The organism is Bradyrhizobium sp. Mp27 (assembly GCF_029953005.1).
Classification (GTDB): Bacteria; Pseudomonadota; Alphaproteobacteria; order Rhizobiales; family Xanthobacteraceae; genus Bradyrhizobium; species Bradyrhizobium barranii.
The window spans coordinates 68,765-83,190 of record NZ_JASAUS010000021.1; the positions used below are offsets into that span (position 1 = coordinate 68,765).

Sequence of the window (14,426 nt, forward strand, 5' to 3'; positions counted from 1 at the left end):
GATCATGACACTTGCGATCCTGTGCTCGGGACAAGGCAGACAGCATCGGGACATGTTCGCCCTGACGGGTGATGCGCCGGAAGCGACGCATCTGTTTGCTCACGCGGCAACGTTGCTGGGCGGCAGGGATCCGCGCGATTTCGTGCGCGACGAATCTGACGAGGCTCTGCATCGCAATCGGTCCGGCCAGATTCTATGCACGTTGCAGGCACTGGCCGCCGCTGCCGGGCTCAGGGACATCATTCCACATGGCGCCATCATCGCAGGCTACAGCGTCGGTGAGGTGGCGGCATGGGGCGTGGGAGATCTGTTCGAACCGGTCCTCACGCTCGACCTCGCAGTGCGCCGCGCGGAAGCGATGGACGCCGCCACCTGCGCCGGTGACGGGCTGATCTTTGTCCGTGGTCTTTCATGTGACGATATGACCCGCCTTTGCGAGCGCCACGGCGCGGCGATCGCCATCGTCAATCCAGGCGATGCCTTCGTGATCGGCGGTGGCCGGGAGGCATTGAACGGAATTGCCGGAGAGGCGAGGGCGATGCGCGCCACAAGGATCGTCGAACTGCCGGTTCGGGTTGCCTCCCACACCGGACGGCTCGCCGAGGCGTCGGTCGTGTTTCGCGAAGTCTTGCGGTCGGCGCCGGTGGCGTTCCCGTCGGCCGCCGGTGCGCGCATCCTGAGTGGCATCGATGGCGGTTCGGTCGTCTCCGCCGAGACGGGCCACGACAAGCTCGCCGCGCAGATCTCGCAAACCGTGCAGTGGGGAAATTGCCTGCAAAGCTGTCTCGAAGCGGGTGCCACGGCATTTCTCGAATTTGGACCTGGACATGCACTGAGCCGGATGGTTGCGAGTATCGAGCCCGGCCTTCCGGTGCGGTCCCTGGACGATTTCAGGAGTCTTCAGGGCGTGCGTGACTGGCTTGCGCGGCATCTCAGCGACTGAAATGGCAACAGCTTCGTTCCGGAATCGGACGGACGGCGCGCTCCGGATCGACGTGCGGCGAAGCAAAAAAAAGGGGCCGTCCTTGTGGGGAGGACGGCCCAATGCTCGCATGCCTGGGAGGAGAAGGCTCGAGCCGTGACTTGGGGGACTCAGTCACTAACACTGCCAGCATCGCCGATCCGGCGTGCAAAGTATTTCACGTCCCCACGCTGTTTCTCATTTCGCATGATTCACGAAGGTCCGCCGGCAGGACATGAGACACCGGCTCGCGTGACGGAACCGGGTCGCATTCAGCGAGCCTGGGTGACGCCAATGCGTTCCGGCTGGTGCATCGCCAACGTGCCGGCGTGTCGCCTGTCAGACGTTTGAAGACGGTCGAGAAATGCGCCTGCGTGCAGAAACCGACGGCCAGCGCCGCCTCGACCAGCGGCGTCTCGGTATTCGACAGGAGAGATTTTGCATGCTCGATGCGCTGTTGCAGGAGATACTCGCGCGGCCGGTATCCAGTCGCGGCGCGAAACTGCGCTGCAAAGTGCATCCGGGACAATCCCGCGACGCCGGCGAGGTCGGACAGGCTGATGGAGTGGTCGAAGCGCGCCCTGACATACTCCTCGACGCGTCGGAGCCGCCATTTCGGCAAGGCGTTGACTTTCGTACGCGGGGGCTCGCGTCGAGCGACGTGCATCACCAGCGTCTGGGCGATACAGCACGCAAATTCGCGATCGGCCGAATGGCCTTGTTCGGTCAGCGCCTTTGCGAGCTGCTCGGCGAACGGGTCGCGCAACAGAAGGAGATCGTTCAGGCATTCGGGCGCGAGCGGCTCCGTTCCCTGCTGTGGAGATGGAAAGCAATTGGCCGAGATGTGGAAGTGCAGGAAATCGCACGGCGCAAGAAACTGCGCGCGGAGCGGCTTCGACGGCGCGCCGACATAGAGTGTGCCTGCCGGCATGGCGCCGTCGAAAATCGTCTGACTGCCTCTGGTCAGCTTGAGACGTGTGCTCTTCAGGGCGATGGCGAAGAAGTACCGGTCGGGAGGCGTCGTTGCGTCCTCGCGCCTGACGGCCGTCTGCGCATAGGTAAAGCGCGAGATCGTGATGTCCTCGCGCGCGACGCCCGCGCGTTGCTCGGGCTGGCGCCATTTTCGTTCGTGGGGGAATGCGCGTGCCCCCTGAGAGAAATCCGGTTCGCGGGCGCCGGGTTGATGTGTCAATCGGGCGCCGGCCGCTTGCATATCGGTGAGCATCGTTCGTCCCGTCTTTTGGATTCCGCTGCCGCAGTGACGGCCGCTGAATGCCATTGGTTGACGCTCGAACGATATGTCTGATGCCGCCACAAGGCCCGTTAGAGTTGCTGAAATCGTGTTAGATTTTGCGAAAGCTGCAGGTGCGTCGGAACGTCGCGAAACTCCGAAATCAGCAAGAAGAATCAAAGGCCTGCGCTGTGAGTTCCGATGTTGCGGCGCGATGCAGCTCTCTTCAGGTCGGGCGATCTGACCGGGTTCAGGGAAGGCGTGGCGAGGCATCGATGCCAGGGGTGAGGCCGGGCGCGATCTTCTCCGCCGGCGGAATTGCGGGCACCCGCGCGTAGGGAAGCGCCGTCACCCCGGGAGGCTGCTGGGACGGGGATTGGAGGCAGTTGGGGCGGGGCGGATCTCCTGCGCCGAACACATCGAACATTGGGTCCACGAAGGTCGTGCGGAGCCGATGAGACCAGGTCTGGCGATCGAGCGCATTGGGTTGCCGGATCGTCACCGTGGCCGTCATGCCGGAGACGAGCGGCACGCCCGGCGGCACTGTGTCGATGGCGACGCGAACCGGTATGCGCTGCGCAAGCCGCACCCAGGTGTAGATCGGGTCCACGTTGGGCAAACCTTGCGTGCCCGCCGCGGCGTTTGACGGGCTGATGCCGCGGGTCACGGTTTTCACATGTCCCAGGATCGGCTTGGAGTAGCCGATGAGCTGTGCCTCGACGCGATCGCCGACGCAGACATGCGCCATCTTGGTTTCCTCGAAATAACCGTCGATCCAGAAGCTGTTGGAATCGATGATGGAGACGTTGGTGACGCCGGTCAGCGCATAGTCGCCGACGCGCAGCAGGAGATTGGTGACATAGCCGTCGACGGGGCTGAGCACATTGGTGCGCTTCAGGTTCAATTCCGCCTGTGCAAGCTGGTGAGCGGCCGCTGCGTAGGCGGCCTTCGCCTGCGAGGCATTGCCGGCGAAGATCTGCTGCTCCTCTGGCGTCGTCGCCAGGTCGGACAGACGCCGGCGCCGGTCGGACTCGGCCTGCTTCACCTCCAGGTCCGCCGCCCGCTGGTCGACGACGGCCTTACCGATGCGGACGGCTACGTCGAAGTCGAAGGGATCGATGACGTAGAGCACGTCACCCTTGTGGACGAACTGGTTGTCGGCCACCCGCAGCTCCACGATTTTGCCCGCGATCTGCGGCGCGACATTGGCGACCTGCACGCGCACGCTGCCATTGCGCGTCCAGGGCGCGGTGACATAGTGCTGCCAGGTTGCAACCGATATCAGGATGGCGACCAGGGCGATGGCAAGAGTGGCGAAATGCTTGCCGACGCCGGCCATGAACCGCCCGGCGACCTTGCGCGGCGACCGCGTCAATGGCGTCGCCTGCCGGCAAGCTTCGCCGTCGTTCGCGGCGTGGTCGCTGGTCGCGCGCGCCGCGGCCTCCGTCGGGCTGGAACACGCGACGGCGTCGGCTGCGTCCGCGCGTGCTTCGGTTGAAGATTCGGAGTGGGGCGGAAAGGCCGCATCTCGAGGCAGAGCCGCGTCCATGGCTTTCTCCCTAGCAAAAGAGCGCGAGCAGGCCGAAGATCGACACGTAGAGGCAGAGCTCGGCCAGCGACGGGTTGCTGAAGATTCTTGTAAATCCCACGAAGCGCAGCAACGGGCGGAGCAGCAGGAATGCGAGCAGCGCCGTTGCCGCATAGGACACGATCGGGGCGATCAGCACGCCGCCCACGACGAGTTCACGATAAGTATTCGTCACGGATGCGCCCCCTGGCCGGAACCGGCGAAACTCTGCCATGGTTCGAAGACGATGCTGGCCGGAACGAGCGCGGCGAGCACCGGCTCGACGGACAGGTTGCCTTGGGCAGCCGTCTGGCGCAGCGCCTCGGCGGCCGTCAGGATTGCGCCTCCATCCCGTAGGGTGAGCGCGGCTCGCGCGGCGTGCACCGCCTCGCCGAGTGAGGTCTCGGCCAGGCGGTCCAGTTCGGCATGGCACCGTCGCAGCACCACGGCCTCGTCGAAGCAGCGCAGCGCTTCCGCGACGACCCGAGGGAGAGGTGCCGTGGCGCCATTCGTCGTCAGGATCTGCTCGATCCGGGCGGCATCGCGAAACGCGGCTTCCTCCGGCGCGAGATGCCGGGCTCGCCCGGAATCGAGGCGGCTCAGCTCGCGATGGGCCTCGTCCAGCAGCAGCCGGATCCTCCGTTCGCCGGACAAGGACGGCAGCAGGAGCTGCGCCGCGAAGACCAGAACTGAGGAAAGCTGGGCAAACAGACACGTCACAAGGAATACGTCGGGGTCGTAGCTCTGCGGATTGCTCGGTGCGAGAATGACAAGCGTGAACACGAGGGAGAGCCGGCCGAGCGGTGGCAGGATGCCGCTCGGAAGCGTGATCAGCAGCGCTGCGCCGATCACGAGAGGCGCAAGGCCGATCGCCAGCAGTTGAAACTCGGATACGCCGTTGAAGACGAGGTATTTCAGGATGCCGGCGAGCAGGCATGCGATCGGCATGGCAAAAACCGCCAGTGTCGTGAAGGCGCGCGGATCCGGAGCCGTCGCGCTCAGGCCGATGATGACTGCGGCAAGCGAGAGGCAGAGCGCGGTGGTCGGCCATCCCGCCATCACGAAGATGATCGCAATGAGGATGAAGTGGATCGTGGCCCTGACGCCGGCTGCCGCTGCAATGCGAGGCGAGCGGTAAAGCGGCGCGCGCCATTGCCGGAGTGGATGGTTCCCGGCCCGCAGTGCTTCGAGACTGTCGCGCACGTCTGCATTCCTGCGGATGATCGCATCGCGCAGATAGGTCCGGCTGATCGCGACCAGACCGGAGGCGCCGGGATCTCGGTCGTCCCGAGATGTCGCGGATGCGGCCGGCAGCGCGGCAAGCGTACGGGCGAGCGCCAGCTCGCTCACGAGGCCCACCATCGCGGAGCGTGCGGCTGCGGTTCTGGCCGGGCCGCTGATCGACTCCGTGACGAGGCTCGCGATCTCCGGGTGCAGGGCCGCGACATCGCGCAACATGTCCGCAGCGGCCGTCGCGGATGAAGCTTCACCGCGGACGGCGCGTTGCGCGAACTCCGTGACCCGGCGATGCAGTGTTTCGAGGCGGCTCGCCAGAACCGGATGATAGTCCGGCGCGGCGAGCACCTCGTTGACCAGAGCGACCGCGAGGACGCCGATGGCGATGGCGGCGCCCCGGGCGACGCCGGTCGGAAACACTTGCAACGGGCTGTCGATCTGCTGGATGGCAATCAGGGCAACGGTGATGCAGCTGAGAGCCGCCGCATAAGCGCGATTGCCGTCCAGCATCCCGGCGACGTAGACGCAAAGTCCGACCCAGATCCCCAACACTGCGGGCAGGAGCGCGCCGGTTTGGGAAAACGTGCCGGCAATGGCGATCGATGCGATCACGCCGATGGCGGTTGCGAGCAGCCGGTAGCCTGCCTTTTCCATGCCCTGCGCGCGCGTGGGCAGCGCCAGGATCGCCACGGTGACGGCAGCCGACGAGGGGGATTCGAGCTCGAGCCAGAAGCTCACATAGAGTGCGAGGAGCATTGCAAGTAGGACGCGCAGCGCGAATGCCCAGGAACTCACCGGGAAGCCGGCGAAGACCCGCGGGCGGATGTCGTCGGCAGCGCTGGTGGCGTCCCCTGGCAATTATGCTCCCTCCATCCGCGGCAAAGCGCGCGGCCTGCCGGCGTCGCGAAATCGAAGGGGAGCATGAGCTGTGCCGACCGGTATTTTCGGTCCATCAACCTGCTTTCGGGAACGCACGCCGAGAAGGCGCACTTTGCCCGAGCCCGGCCCGACTATTGCGGCGCGTGGCCCGCCAGGGCCTCTTCGAGGCGGCGGATGATCTCGTCGCCGCTGGACGGCTTGCCGAGATAGCAGTGCGCGCCAGCCGCCATGACGCGCTGGCGCACGGGTTCGCTCGGGAAAGCGGTCATGAAAATGATTGGGAAAAGGCGGCCGGAGGCAACTAGGCGCGCCTGCAATTCATCGCCGGTTATGACCGGCATCTGAACGTCGGCGATCATGCAGGCTGGATCTTCGTCAGCCGGTTCCCGCAGGAAGGCGACGCCGGACTCGTAGGCGTGGGCTTCATAGCCGAGCGAACGCACCAGGCTCGCCAGCGACGCGCGCACGCCTTCGTCGTCGTCCACGATCGCAATCACCGGGGTTTTGGCCATTGGCACACATCCTGACCGCTGTGTTCCGCAGGGAGGATATCTCCCATTGGGCGGCCGATGGGGCCTTATGCACCGTGCGGCAGTCCCGCCGGAATTATACTCAGGTTTGGTCCGTAGTCTTTCGGTTCTGGGAAATCCCGAGCGCTTCGGCCTTGCGAACGAGGTCGGCCAGCGACCGGACCTCCATCTTGCGCATGACGTTGCCGCGGTGGATCTTGACGGTGATCTCGCTGAGGCCGATCAGGCCTGCCACCTGCTTGTTCATCAAGCCGGCGGTCACATGGCCCATCACCTCGCGCTCGCGCGCCGTCAGGCTCTCATACTGGATGCGGATATCCTCCTTCGTCGCGGCTTCCGCGCGGCGCTGCGCATCGCGCTCGAGGGCTGCCGTCACGGCGTCGAGCATGTCCTGATCGCGAAACGGCTTGGACAGGAAATCCACGGCGCCAGCCTTCATGGCGCGCACCGACATTGGGATGTCCCCATGACCGGTCATGAAGATGATCGGATATCTGATGCCCTGGCGGGTCAGTTGCCCCTGGAGATCGAGGCCGCTCACGCCCGGGAGCCGGACGTCCAGCACGATGCAGGCCGGTTTGTCGGGCATGACGCCGCCAAGCAGCTCGGCCGGCGAGCCGAACAGGCGTGTCTCGAGGCCGACGGATCGGAACAGGCTGTCGAGCGAGGCACGAATGCTCGCGTCGTCATCAACGATGATGACGACTGAACTGGAGGATTGGGCCGGCGGTTGCACTTGGTTTGGTCGTGTCATGGCAAGGCGTGTTCTTGGCTAAATGGCAGTGTCAGGTGGAATGTCGCGCCCGAGCCCGGAGAGCTCTCCACGGACAATCGGCCGCCGTGAGCTTCCACCGTCGTTCGGCAGATCGCAAGTCCCATGCCCATGCCGCCGCCCTTGGTGGTGAAGAACGGATCAAACAGGCGCGGCAGGTCGTCAGGCCGGATGCCCGGGCCGCTGTCCTCGACCGTGATGGCAAGGTTTTCGCCGTCCACGGTTCCGGCGCGCAGCGTAACGGTGCGGGAACCAGGCCGGCCTGACATGGCCTGGCCGGCATTGATCAGAAGATTGACAAGGACCTGCTGAAGCTGGACCCGGTCGCCGCGAACCGGCGGCAGGCCATGCTCCGTCTTGACGATAAGGGTGACGTCGTCCTTGACGAGCTCGCGCGCGACCAGGAGGGTCGCTTCCTCGATGATCTCGTTGATCTGCAGCAGATCCTGCTGGGTAGGGGCCTTCTTCAGGAAAGTCCGGATCCGGGTCACGATCTCGCTGGCGCGGCGGCCCTGTGCAACGACGTGACCGATCGTCGTCGCAACTTCCTTGAGATCGGGCACGTCGCGGCGCAGCCACCGCAAGCCGGCCTCGCCGCTGGTGACGATCGCTGCCAGAGGCTGATTCACCTCGTGGGCAATGGACGCGCTGAGCTCGCCGAGGGTGGCGACACGCGCGGCATGCGCCAGCTCCGCCTGCGCCGCGAGCAGCGCATCCTGTGCCTGCTTGCGCTCGGTGATGTCGATGACGAAGGCGAGCACGTTGCGATCTCCGTCGGGCTCGGCCGGAAAGGTGATCGTAAACAGGACGGGAACCTTGCGTCCGTCGAGGCTTACGAGATCGGTCTCGCCTTCGTGGAACCGCTCTCCTTCCGCGAATGCGACCAGCGCGCCGAGGAAACTGCGGTCGTTCTCGCCCAGAAGCCTGTCCGCGTTTTCCATGAAGACCGCAGAGCCGCTTGCTCCCGCCATCTTCTGGAGGGCCGGATTGACGTCGGTGATTTTGGCGAGCCGGCGGGCATGCCGCACGAATTCAGGATTTCGTGCAAGATAGTCCCGCAAGGTGGCACCTCCGGTCTCCAGCGAATTCAGCGCGGACCGCACGGCGCTCCAGTCCTCTTCGACGACGCCGACCCGGCTTGCGTCGAACATCCGGCGGTATCGCTGCTCGCTCTGCACCAGCGCGTTGTGTGCCGCCACGCGGTCCGTGACGTCGGTGTGCGTTTCAAGCACTCCAACGGGTTTGCCGAGATGGTCGTGCTGGAGCGCCCATCTTGCATCGACGGTGAGTGCGCCGCCGGCCTTCGTCCGCTGCTCCAGCCTGCCTTCCCATCGGCCGATGTCGAGCAGGCCGGCCTCGATGACCTCTCGCCGGTCGGGATATTTGGTTCTCAGCAGCGCGTCGGCGAGTTGCCCGAGCGCCTCGTCGGCCGACCAGCCATAGGCCTGTTCCGCGGCCCTGTTCCAGAACGTGATCACGCCGCCGCGATCCCTGACGAAGATCATGTCGTGCGAGAGATTGAGCAGGCGCGCCTGCGCCGCGAGACGCTTCGTCGCCGCTTGATTCTGGAGCGCCAGCAAGGTGGTGATTCCGATGGCGGCGAGGCTCACCAGCGCACGAAGGGCAGGCGAGGCGATCTCCTCCAGATCGTGCGACAGCAGATAGGCGGTTATGGTCAGGACGCTGCAGCCGACCGCGGCGGCGATGATGTCGTTACGCCGGTGCGTCCTCGCCGCGAGCAGGATCGCAACGACGTAGAGAACCGCGACTGCGCCCTCGAGCGGCGTCAGCACATCGACCAGGAAAACCGCGAAAGCGAGGACGGCAGACCAGAACCGCAAGCCGGCGCGGCTCATCGATGAACCCGTGGCCCGATCAAGACTGGTCATCGTCGCTGGTGGTCGCTCTGCTCATTTTCGGTCACGTTGATGCCGCGATTTGATCGGGCCGACAACATGCGGCAACATGATTTTCGTGCTCTCTTGAAAGACGTTGCCGCGGTTCGATCCCGCGCGCGTGCCGACGAGGCACATTCCCCGGCAAAAAAGGGGTTTTGCGTGAGTTTCCGACCATTGGCGAGCGCGTCAACTTACCGCAGGGCGAGACCAGTTCCGCCATCGCTGCGAGCGGGACGTCCGCGCGGCCGGCGACGCCGCGGTCATACCTAGGTATGACGCGATCAACCCGAGAACCTATCCGGTGCACCCGCGCGTAGAATGGAGCGCGGGGACCGCCGAACTACTCTGCTCCCACATTCGGACGAGCCATTGGGTCTCGCCGGATCGAAAATGGGACAAGGAGTTCGACGATGTTGCTACAGATGTCACACCCGCTAGGCGCGAAGGATCATGTCGTCGGCTCGATCGGCGTCTCGGCCATCGATGGTTGCCAGTCCGGGCTTGCGGAACGTCCGGATCGCGCCGGCGAAAAGGCGATGACGCTTTCCCTCGTTCACCTCGATGTTGCTCTGGCCATCGAGACGCCCCCGCCGGGTGTGCGGCGATCCGCCGGCGACGGCCCCAGCTTCAAGGTATCGGCGAAACGCCTCGCGCGCATCTCAGTCGAGACCGATCGGGAGGCCGGTGCAGGCGAGTTCCCGGACCCGGTGATGCGAAGCCTCTCCGATGCGCTCGCGGCAACCGAAGCGGCCCATCATCCTCACTCCGCCATCCTTGCGGACGCCTTGCGTCTTGCCATCCTGACCCGCAGAGCCAGCCGGCCGACGGCCGTCGCGCGCAACGAGACCGATCAGGTCGACGACGAGCGGTGCCGGTCTGTGCGGTCGTTGCAGAAATGGCGCCTCAAGCGCGTGCTGCAATATGTCGACGAGAATCTGGCTGGCAAGATCACCTTGCAGAATCTGGCGGCGGTCGCCGGCCTCAGCCGCATGCACTTTGCTGCGCAGTTCCGGGTCGCCGTCGGCATGCGGCCTCACGACTATCTGCTGAAACGGCGGATCGAGCGCGCCCAGGAACTGCTGAGGCGCGCCGACGTCTCGCTGGTCGATGTTGCCTTGACCGTCGGTTTCCAGACTCAGGCGCATTTCACGACAGTATTCAAGCGTTTCGTCGGCGATACGCCTTATCAATGGAGGAGCGCCTATCTTGCGCAATTCCTGCCGCTGCCTCGCGCCGAAGCGGGGCCGTCATGAGCAGTGTCGGCATTGAGGCCCTGATGCTGCCGCTGGCCGGCATTCACCTGGCGATGACGCAGCATGAAGTCACGGGCGTGCTGGAGATCGCCCGTGCCCTCGGCAACTCCTATCGCCTGGCATCCTCAGATCCGGGATCCGGCGCTCTCTATGGCCGGTTCATTTTCGATTTCTGCCGAACCATCGTCACGGTGCTCGCGCGATAGCCTCCAGCCCTTTACAAGCGGGGCTGGTCAAGCGTTAACCAGCGATGGCAAACCGCAGAGCGAGAGTCATGAGAGCCTACAAAGTCGTCGACGCCTTCTCCTCCAAACCCTTCCTGGGAAACCCCGTTGCAGTCGTCCTTGACGCTGAGGGGCTGGCGACGGCCGAAATGCAGGCAATTGCCCGCTGGACGAACCTGTCGGAAACGACATTTCTCTTGCCGCCCACGAGTTCCGAGGCGGACTACCGCCTGCGCATTTTTACCCCCTGCAGCGAACTGCCGTTTGCCGGGCATCCGACGCTCGGCAGCGCCCATGCCGTGTTGGAGGCGGGCCGCGTGATGCCCCGGGGCGGCCGTCTCGTCCAGGAATGCGGTGTCGGGCTGGTGCGGATTGCCGTGGAGGGCGACGGCGCGGAGAGGCGTCTGACGCTTGCCTTGCCGCCAGCGAAGGTAACGGCTCTATCAGTCGCAGACGTCGACGAACTGGAGGCAGTCATCGGGCATCGGATCGTTCGCGAAGTGGCTCCAGCGATTGTGGATGTCGGGGCCGTCTGGGTCGTCGCGCAACTTGCCGACGCGGACAGGGTTCTGGCGCTGACGCCCGACTTCCGGCGCTCGGCTGCCTTCGAGAAGCGCCTGGGTGTGACCGGGCTCTCGCTTTTTGGTCGTCATGCTGGTGGCGAGGCGGCTATCGAGGTGCGGTCGTTTGCACCATCATGCGGCGTCGACGAGGACCCGGTATGCGGCAGTGGAAACGGCGCCATCGCCGTGTTCCATCGCGACCGCGGTCTCCTCAAGGCCGGGACGAGCTACACGGCGGCGCAGGGGCGCTGCGTCGGGCGCGATGGCCGCATCGCCTTGGCGATCGAAGCGAACAGCGAGATCAGCGTTGGCGGCGCTTGCGTTACGTGCGTGGATGGTGAGATTGCCGGTTAAGCCGTAGGTCGTTGCCGCGCTGCAATTCTTCAGGGGCAGCCTGGCGTCGAAGCCATCGGCGGCGGCCAGCGGTGACGAAAGAAAATTGGCTCAATGGCGTACGGACGCCAGTCGGCGTACGGAAGCTGGCCGCCATCCCTGTCGATGATGGGCATCACCGGACTTGCGTTGTGGACGGACTGCGCCGGTATTTCCACTTCCTCGCCGGTTGCCGATGTGAAGCGAACGGCCAATGAAAGTCCGTACATGATGGCGCCTGCGGCCATCCTTCGTCGCGCCACGAGTTTGACCGGACTAACGAAGTTCTTCCAGGTCATTGTTCGTCTCCGTCTATTGGATCGAGGGCACCCTGATCATTTAGCGGAGCGGACCTGCGGTTGCGCCAGAGCGATTGCTCGGCCTGTAGAGTGATTGCTGCTTAGCGCGTGCGACGTCGCCAATCGCTCGGCGTTTCTCCCGTCAATCGCCTGAACGCGGCGGCAAAGGCGGTTTGAGAGGCATAGCCAAGCTCAGCCGCCACCGTGGCGATCGGGATTTCGGTGTCGCGCAGCGTGTTCATGGCCTGCTCGAGCCGGTGCTGGCGTAGCCAGCTATGCGGCGAAAGACCGGTGCTTTCCTTGAAAGCACGACAGAAGTGGAAGCGAGACAGGCCGGCGTCCGAAGCGAGCGCCGCAAGAGAGACGTCGGAATCGCTATCCGAACGCAAGCGTTCGATCGCGCGTCGCAGGGCATGGGGAGCCAGCCCGCCTATGATCGGCTCGATGGCGGTTGGCTCGCCGATGTGCGCGGCCAGGATGCGCGTGGCGATGATATCGGTCAGTCGCTGTCTGAAGAGTGCATCCAGGACCGCGTTGCCCTCCAACACATCCGCCCCGCTCATCAGCAGTCCGGATGTGACAGGGTCGAGATGCCCGGTTCGCTCCAGAAGATCACCGGGAATGGGCGCGTCGGCTTCGCGGGCGACGCGTTCGAGCGTTGCGTGCGGAAGATACAGCTGGACGACATCGACAGGACCGGGAATATCCCATCTGGCGCTCGAACCAGCCGGGATGATCGTCACGACTCCGGAACGGGCCGTTCCAATCGCAACCGATTTTCCGGCGCGTCGCTCCAGGCGCTGAACGCCTGTGGGGTACGTCATGATGACGTGGTCGGTCATGGGCTCGACGACGTCGTGCAGAGCGCCGTGCTTCCAATGCGCGATGGCGCCATTGGAGGGGTCCGAAGCCATCTGCAGCGGCGCGGTCTTCAGGATGCGCGCCATCTCCACATCGGCACGCCGCCGCTCGACGTTCGGCGAGTCGCTGTGGCGCGCACCGGGTGCGGCAAGCAGAGCCCCCAAAGGATCGTGCAGGATCGGCTTGTCCATGGAGTTAGTCTCGCGTTCGGAAGGCACTTCGGGACCTGCGGAGCGATTGCTGCTAACGCACGCGTCGTCGCCAATCGCTCGGCGTTTCGCCGTTCAATCGCTTGAACGCCGAAGGCCGTTTGCGAGGCATAACCAAGCTCTGCCGCAACCAGGGCGATCGATGCGTCGGTATCGCGAAGCAGGTTCATGGCTTGCTCGAGCCGGTATTGGCGCAGCCAGGCGTGAGGCGAGAGCCCGGTGCTTTCCTTGAATGCGCGGCAGAAGTGGAAACGCGACAGACCGGCATCGGAGGCGAGGGCATCGAGGGAGACGTCGGTATCGCTGTCCGAGCGCAAGCGTTCGATGGCACGGGCCAGGACCTTGGGCGAAAGCCCACCGATGGTCGGCTGGAATGGGGCTTGCGAGCCGGTATGGGCAACCAGGAGACGCATCGCCAGGAGGTCGATCAACTGATGCCTGAACAGCGTGTCCAGGGCCGCATTGCTCTCCAGCGTGTTGACCGCGCTCAGGATCAATCGGGACGTAATGGGATCAGGATGCGCCGTTCGCTCCAGGAGTTCGCTCGATGTGCCGCTCGCGGCTTCGTCGGCGACGCACTTCAGCGTTGCGTGAGGGAGATAGAGCTGAACGACGTCGACAGGCTTCGGAATATCCCATCGAGAGCTCGATCCTTCGGGAATGATGATCACAACCCCGCGACGAAACGTTCCAATCGCAACCGACCGTCCTGAGCGCCGCTCCATGTGCTGCACCGCGCCGTTGTAGGCCATGATGACGTGGTGGCTCATGGGCTCGACGACGTCGTGCAACGGTTCGTGTTTCCAGTGGGCGATCCCGGCACCGGAGGAGTCCAATGCCACGCGAAATGGTTCGGTGTGGAGCACACGCGCCATCTCGGCATCAGCGGCACGCCGCCCGGTCGCCGACGACCGGCCTTGGCTTGGCTCGGATGCGGCCGGAGGATTTTCACGCGCAGAATTGTGCGAGATCGGTTTGCTCATTGGAGGTGCTCGCTTCAGGGGCCTTGCACTCGCGCCGCTGGGCGCGATTTGCGCGCCCGGCGTGAAGCCATCGCTTCTTTTGCGCCCGTAGGGGTGCCGCGGCGCGCCGCGAGTTCTCGGTGTGCGTTTCTAGCCACGTAGGGCTACGGGGTCTTTCCTGAAACCGCGGTGCTTGTCCTGATTCTGCTCAAAGCACCTGGACGCGACATCTTGTGATCGGCGATCCCCGGACGACTGCGGAGAATCAAGTTCACGATTTGCGCATTAGATATTGAAATCGCTTCCGAAATGGCCTTGCCACAATCGACCGCGGCGGCCCGTCGCAATCGCAAATCACGCCGCGACGCGACTGGACCGCCGTACTCCGAAGCGGATAATGCTACCGACCTCCAGGGCGACGGCAGTCAGATGGGTTGCCTGGTCAAAATTCTGTCAATCGGCGTTTGACTGGGACCCCCTATCGGCCTCCAAAAGGGACCCCTTTGATCGGCGTGCTCTGCTGGTAGCGCTCGGGTCGTCGGAGCTGGTCGGGGTTGCGGAGACGGCGCGAGCGCGGGTTGTTTGAACATCGTCGCGGCTTTTGAATCG

General features: G+C 64.6%; 13 protein-coding genes and 2 pseudogenes. 4 read left to right on the forward strand and 11 right to left on the reverse strand.

Features of this window, described 5'->3' with window-relative positions; genetic code table 11:
- Positions 1-4 precede the first annotated feature (4 nt).
- Positions 5-943 carry an ACP S-malonyltransferase gene (locus QJT78_RS14350; RefSeq protein WP_038944757.1) on the forward strand — a complete coding sequence of 313 codons (939 nt, stop codon included), beginning with the start codon at positions 5-7 and terminating at the stop codon, positions 941-943.
- 196 nt (positions 944-1,139) lie between these two features.
- Here QJT78_RS14350 and QJT78_RS14355 read toward each other — a convergent pair whose 3' ends face one another.
- From QJT78_RS14355 to QJT78_RS14385, 7 genes are all read right to left on the reverse strand, one after another.
- Positions 1,140-2,186 carry an AraC family transcriptional regulator gene (locus QJT78_RS14355; RefSeq protein WP_038952556.1) on the reverse strand — a complete coding sequence of 349 codons (1,047 nt, stop codon included), beginning with the start codon at positions 2,184-2,186 and terminating at the stop codon, positions 1,140-1,142.
- Positions 2,187-2,442: 256 nt separating this feature from the next.
- On the reverse strand, positions 2,443-3,741 hold the full coding sequence (locus tag QJT78_RS14360) for an HlyD family secretion protein (RefSeq protein ID WP_038944753.1): 1,299 nt from the start codon (positions 3,739-3,741) through the stop codon (positions 2,443-2,445).
- 10 nt (positions 3,742-3,751) lie between these two features.
- Entirely contained in the window at positions 3,752-3,955 is a 204-nt protein-coding gene (locus QJT78_RS14365) for a DUF1656 domain-containing protein (protein WP_038944752.1), read from the reverse strand.
- On the reverse strand, positions 3,952-5,853 hold the full coding sequence (locus QJT78_RS14370) for an FUSC family protein (protein ID WP_038944751.1): 1,902 nt from the start codon (positions 5,851-5,853) through the stop codon (positions 3,952-3,954). Before QJT78_RS14370 ends, QJT78_RS14365 begins: the two co-directional genes overlap by 4 nt.
- A 152-nt stretch (positions 5,854-6,005) precedes the next feature.
- Entirely contained in the window at positions 6,006-6,386 is a 381-nt protein-coding gene (locus QJT78_RS14375) for a response regulator (protein ID WP_038944750.1), read from the reverse strand.
- A 100-nt stretch (positions 6,387-6,486) separates the two neighbouring features.
- Complete coding sequence (locus QJT78_RS14380) at positions 6,487-7,158, reverse strand: response regulator transcription factor (RefSeq protein WP_038944749.1); 672 nt, start codon at positions 7,156-7,158, stop codon at positions 6,487-6,489.
- Positions 7,155-9,032, reverse strand: a complete 1,878-nt coding sequence (locus QJT78_RS14385) for a PAS domain-containing sensor histidine kinase (RefSeq protein WP_240537724.1) — start codon at positions 9,030-9,032, stop codon at positions 7,155-7,157. Before QJT78_RS14385 ends, QJT78_RS14380 begins: the two co-directional genes overlap by 4 nt.
- Before the next feature lie 452 nt (positions 9,033-9,484).
- Here QJT78_RS14385 and QJT78_RS14390 point away from each other — a divergent pair, with 452 nt between their 5' ends.
- From QJT78_RS14390 to QJT78_RS14400, 3 genes are all read left to right on the forward strand, one after another.
- The gene (locus tag QJT78_RS14390) at positions 9,485-10,327 is read left to right on the forward strand and encodes an AraC family transcriptional regulator (protein ID WP_038944746.1); all 843 of its coding nucleotides are present in this window, start codon (positions 9,485-9,487) and stop codon (positions 10,325-10,327) included.
- Positions 10,324-10,533 (forward strand): hypothetical protein, encoded by a 210-nt coding sequence (locus tag QJT78_RS14395; RefSeq protein ID WP_038944745.1) that lies wholly within the window; start codon positions 10,324-10,326, stop codon positions 10,531-10,533. Before QJT78_RS14390 ends, QJT78_RS14395 begins: the two co-directional genes overlap by 4 nt.
- A 68-nt stretch (positions 10,534-10,601) precedes the next feature.
- Positions 10,602-11,468, forward strand: coding sequence for a PhzF family phenazine biosynthesis protein (locus QJT78_RS14400; protein WP_038944744.1), 867 nt, complete (start codon positions 10,602-10,604; stop codon positions 11,466-11,468).
- A gap of 29 nt (positions 11,469-11,497) precedes the next feature.
- On the opposite strand, the gene QJT78_RS14405 is transcribed toward QJT78_RS14400, so the two are convergent.
- From QJT78_RS14405 to QJT78_RS53160, 4 genes and pseudogenes are all read right to left on the reverse strand, one after another.
- On the reverse strand, positions 11,498-11,785 hold the full coding sequence (locus QJT78_RS14405; protein ID WP_038944743.1) for a hypothetical protein: 288 nt from the start codon (positions 11,783-11,785) through the stop codon (positions 11,498-11,500).
- Between the two features lie 101 nt (positions 11,786-11,886).
- A complete protein-coding gene (locus QJT78_RS14410; protein WP_038944742.1) occupies positions 11,887-12,837 on the reverse strand; it encodes an AraC family transcriptional regulator in 951 nt (316 codons plus the stop codon).
- 52 nt (positions 12,838-12,889) lie between these two features.
- A pseudogene (locus QJT78_RS14415) lies at positions 12,890-13,838 on the reverse strand (AraC family transcriptional regulator).
- A 432-nt stretch (positions 13,839-14,270) separates the two neighbouring features.
- Positions 14,271-14,426 (reverse strand): annotated as a pseudogene (locus QJT78_RS53160) (IS21-like element helper ATPase IstB); the annotation flags it as partial.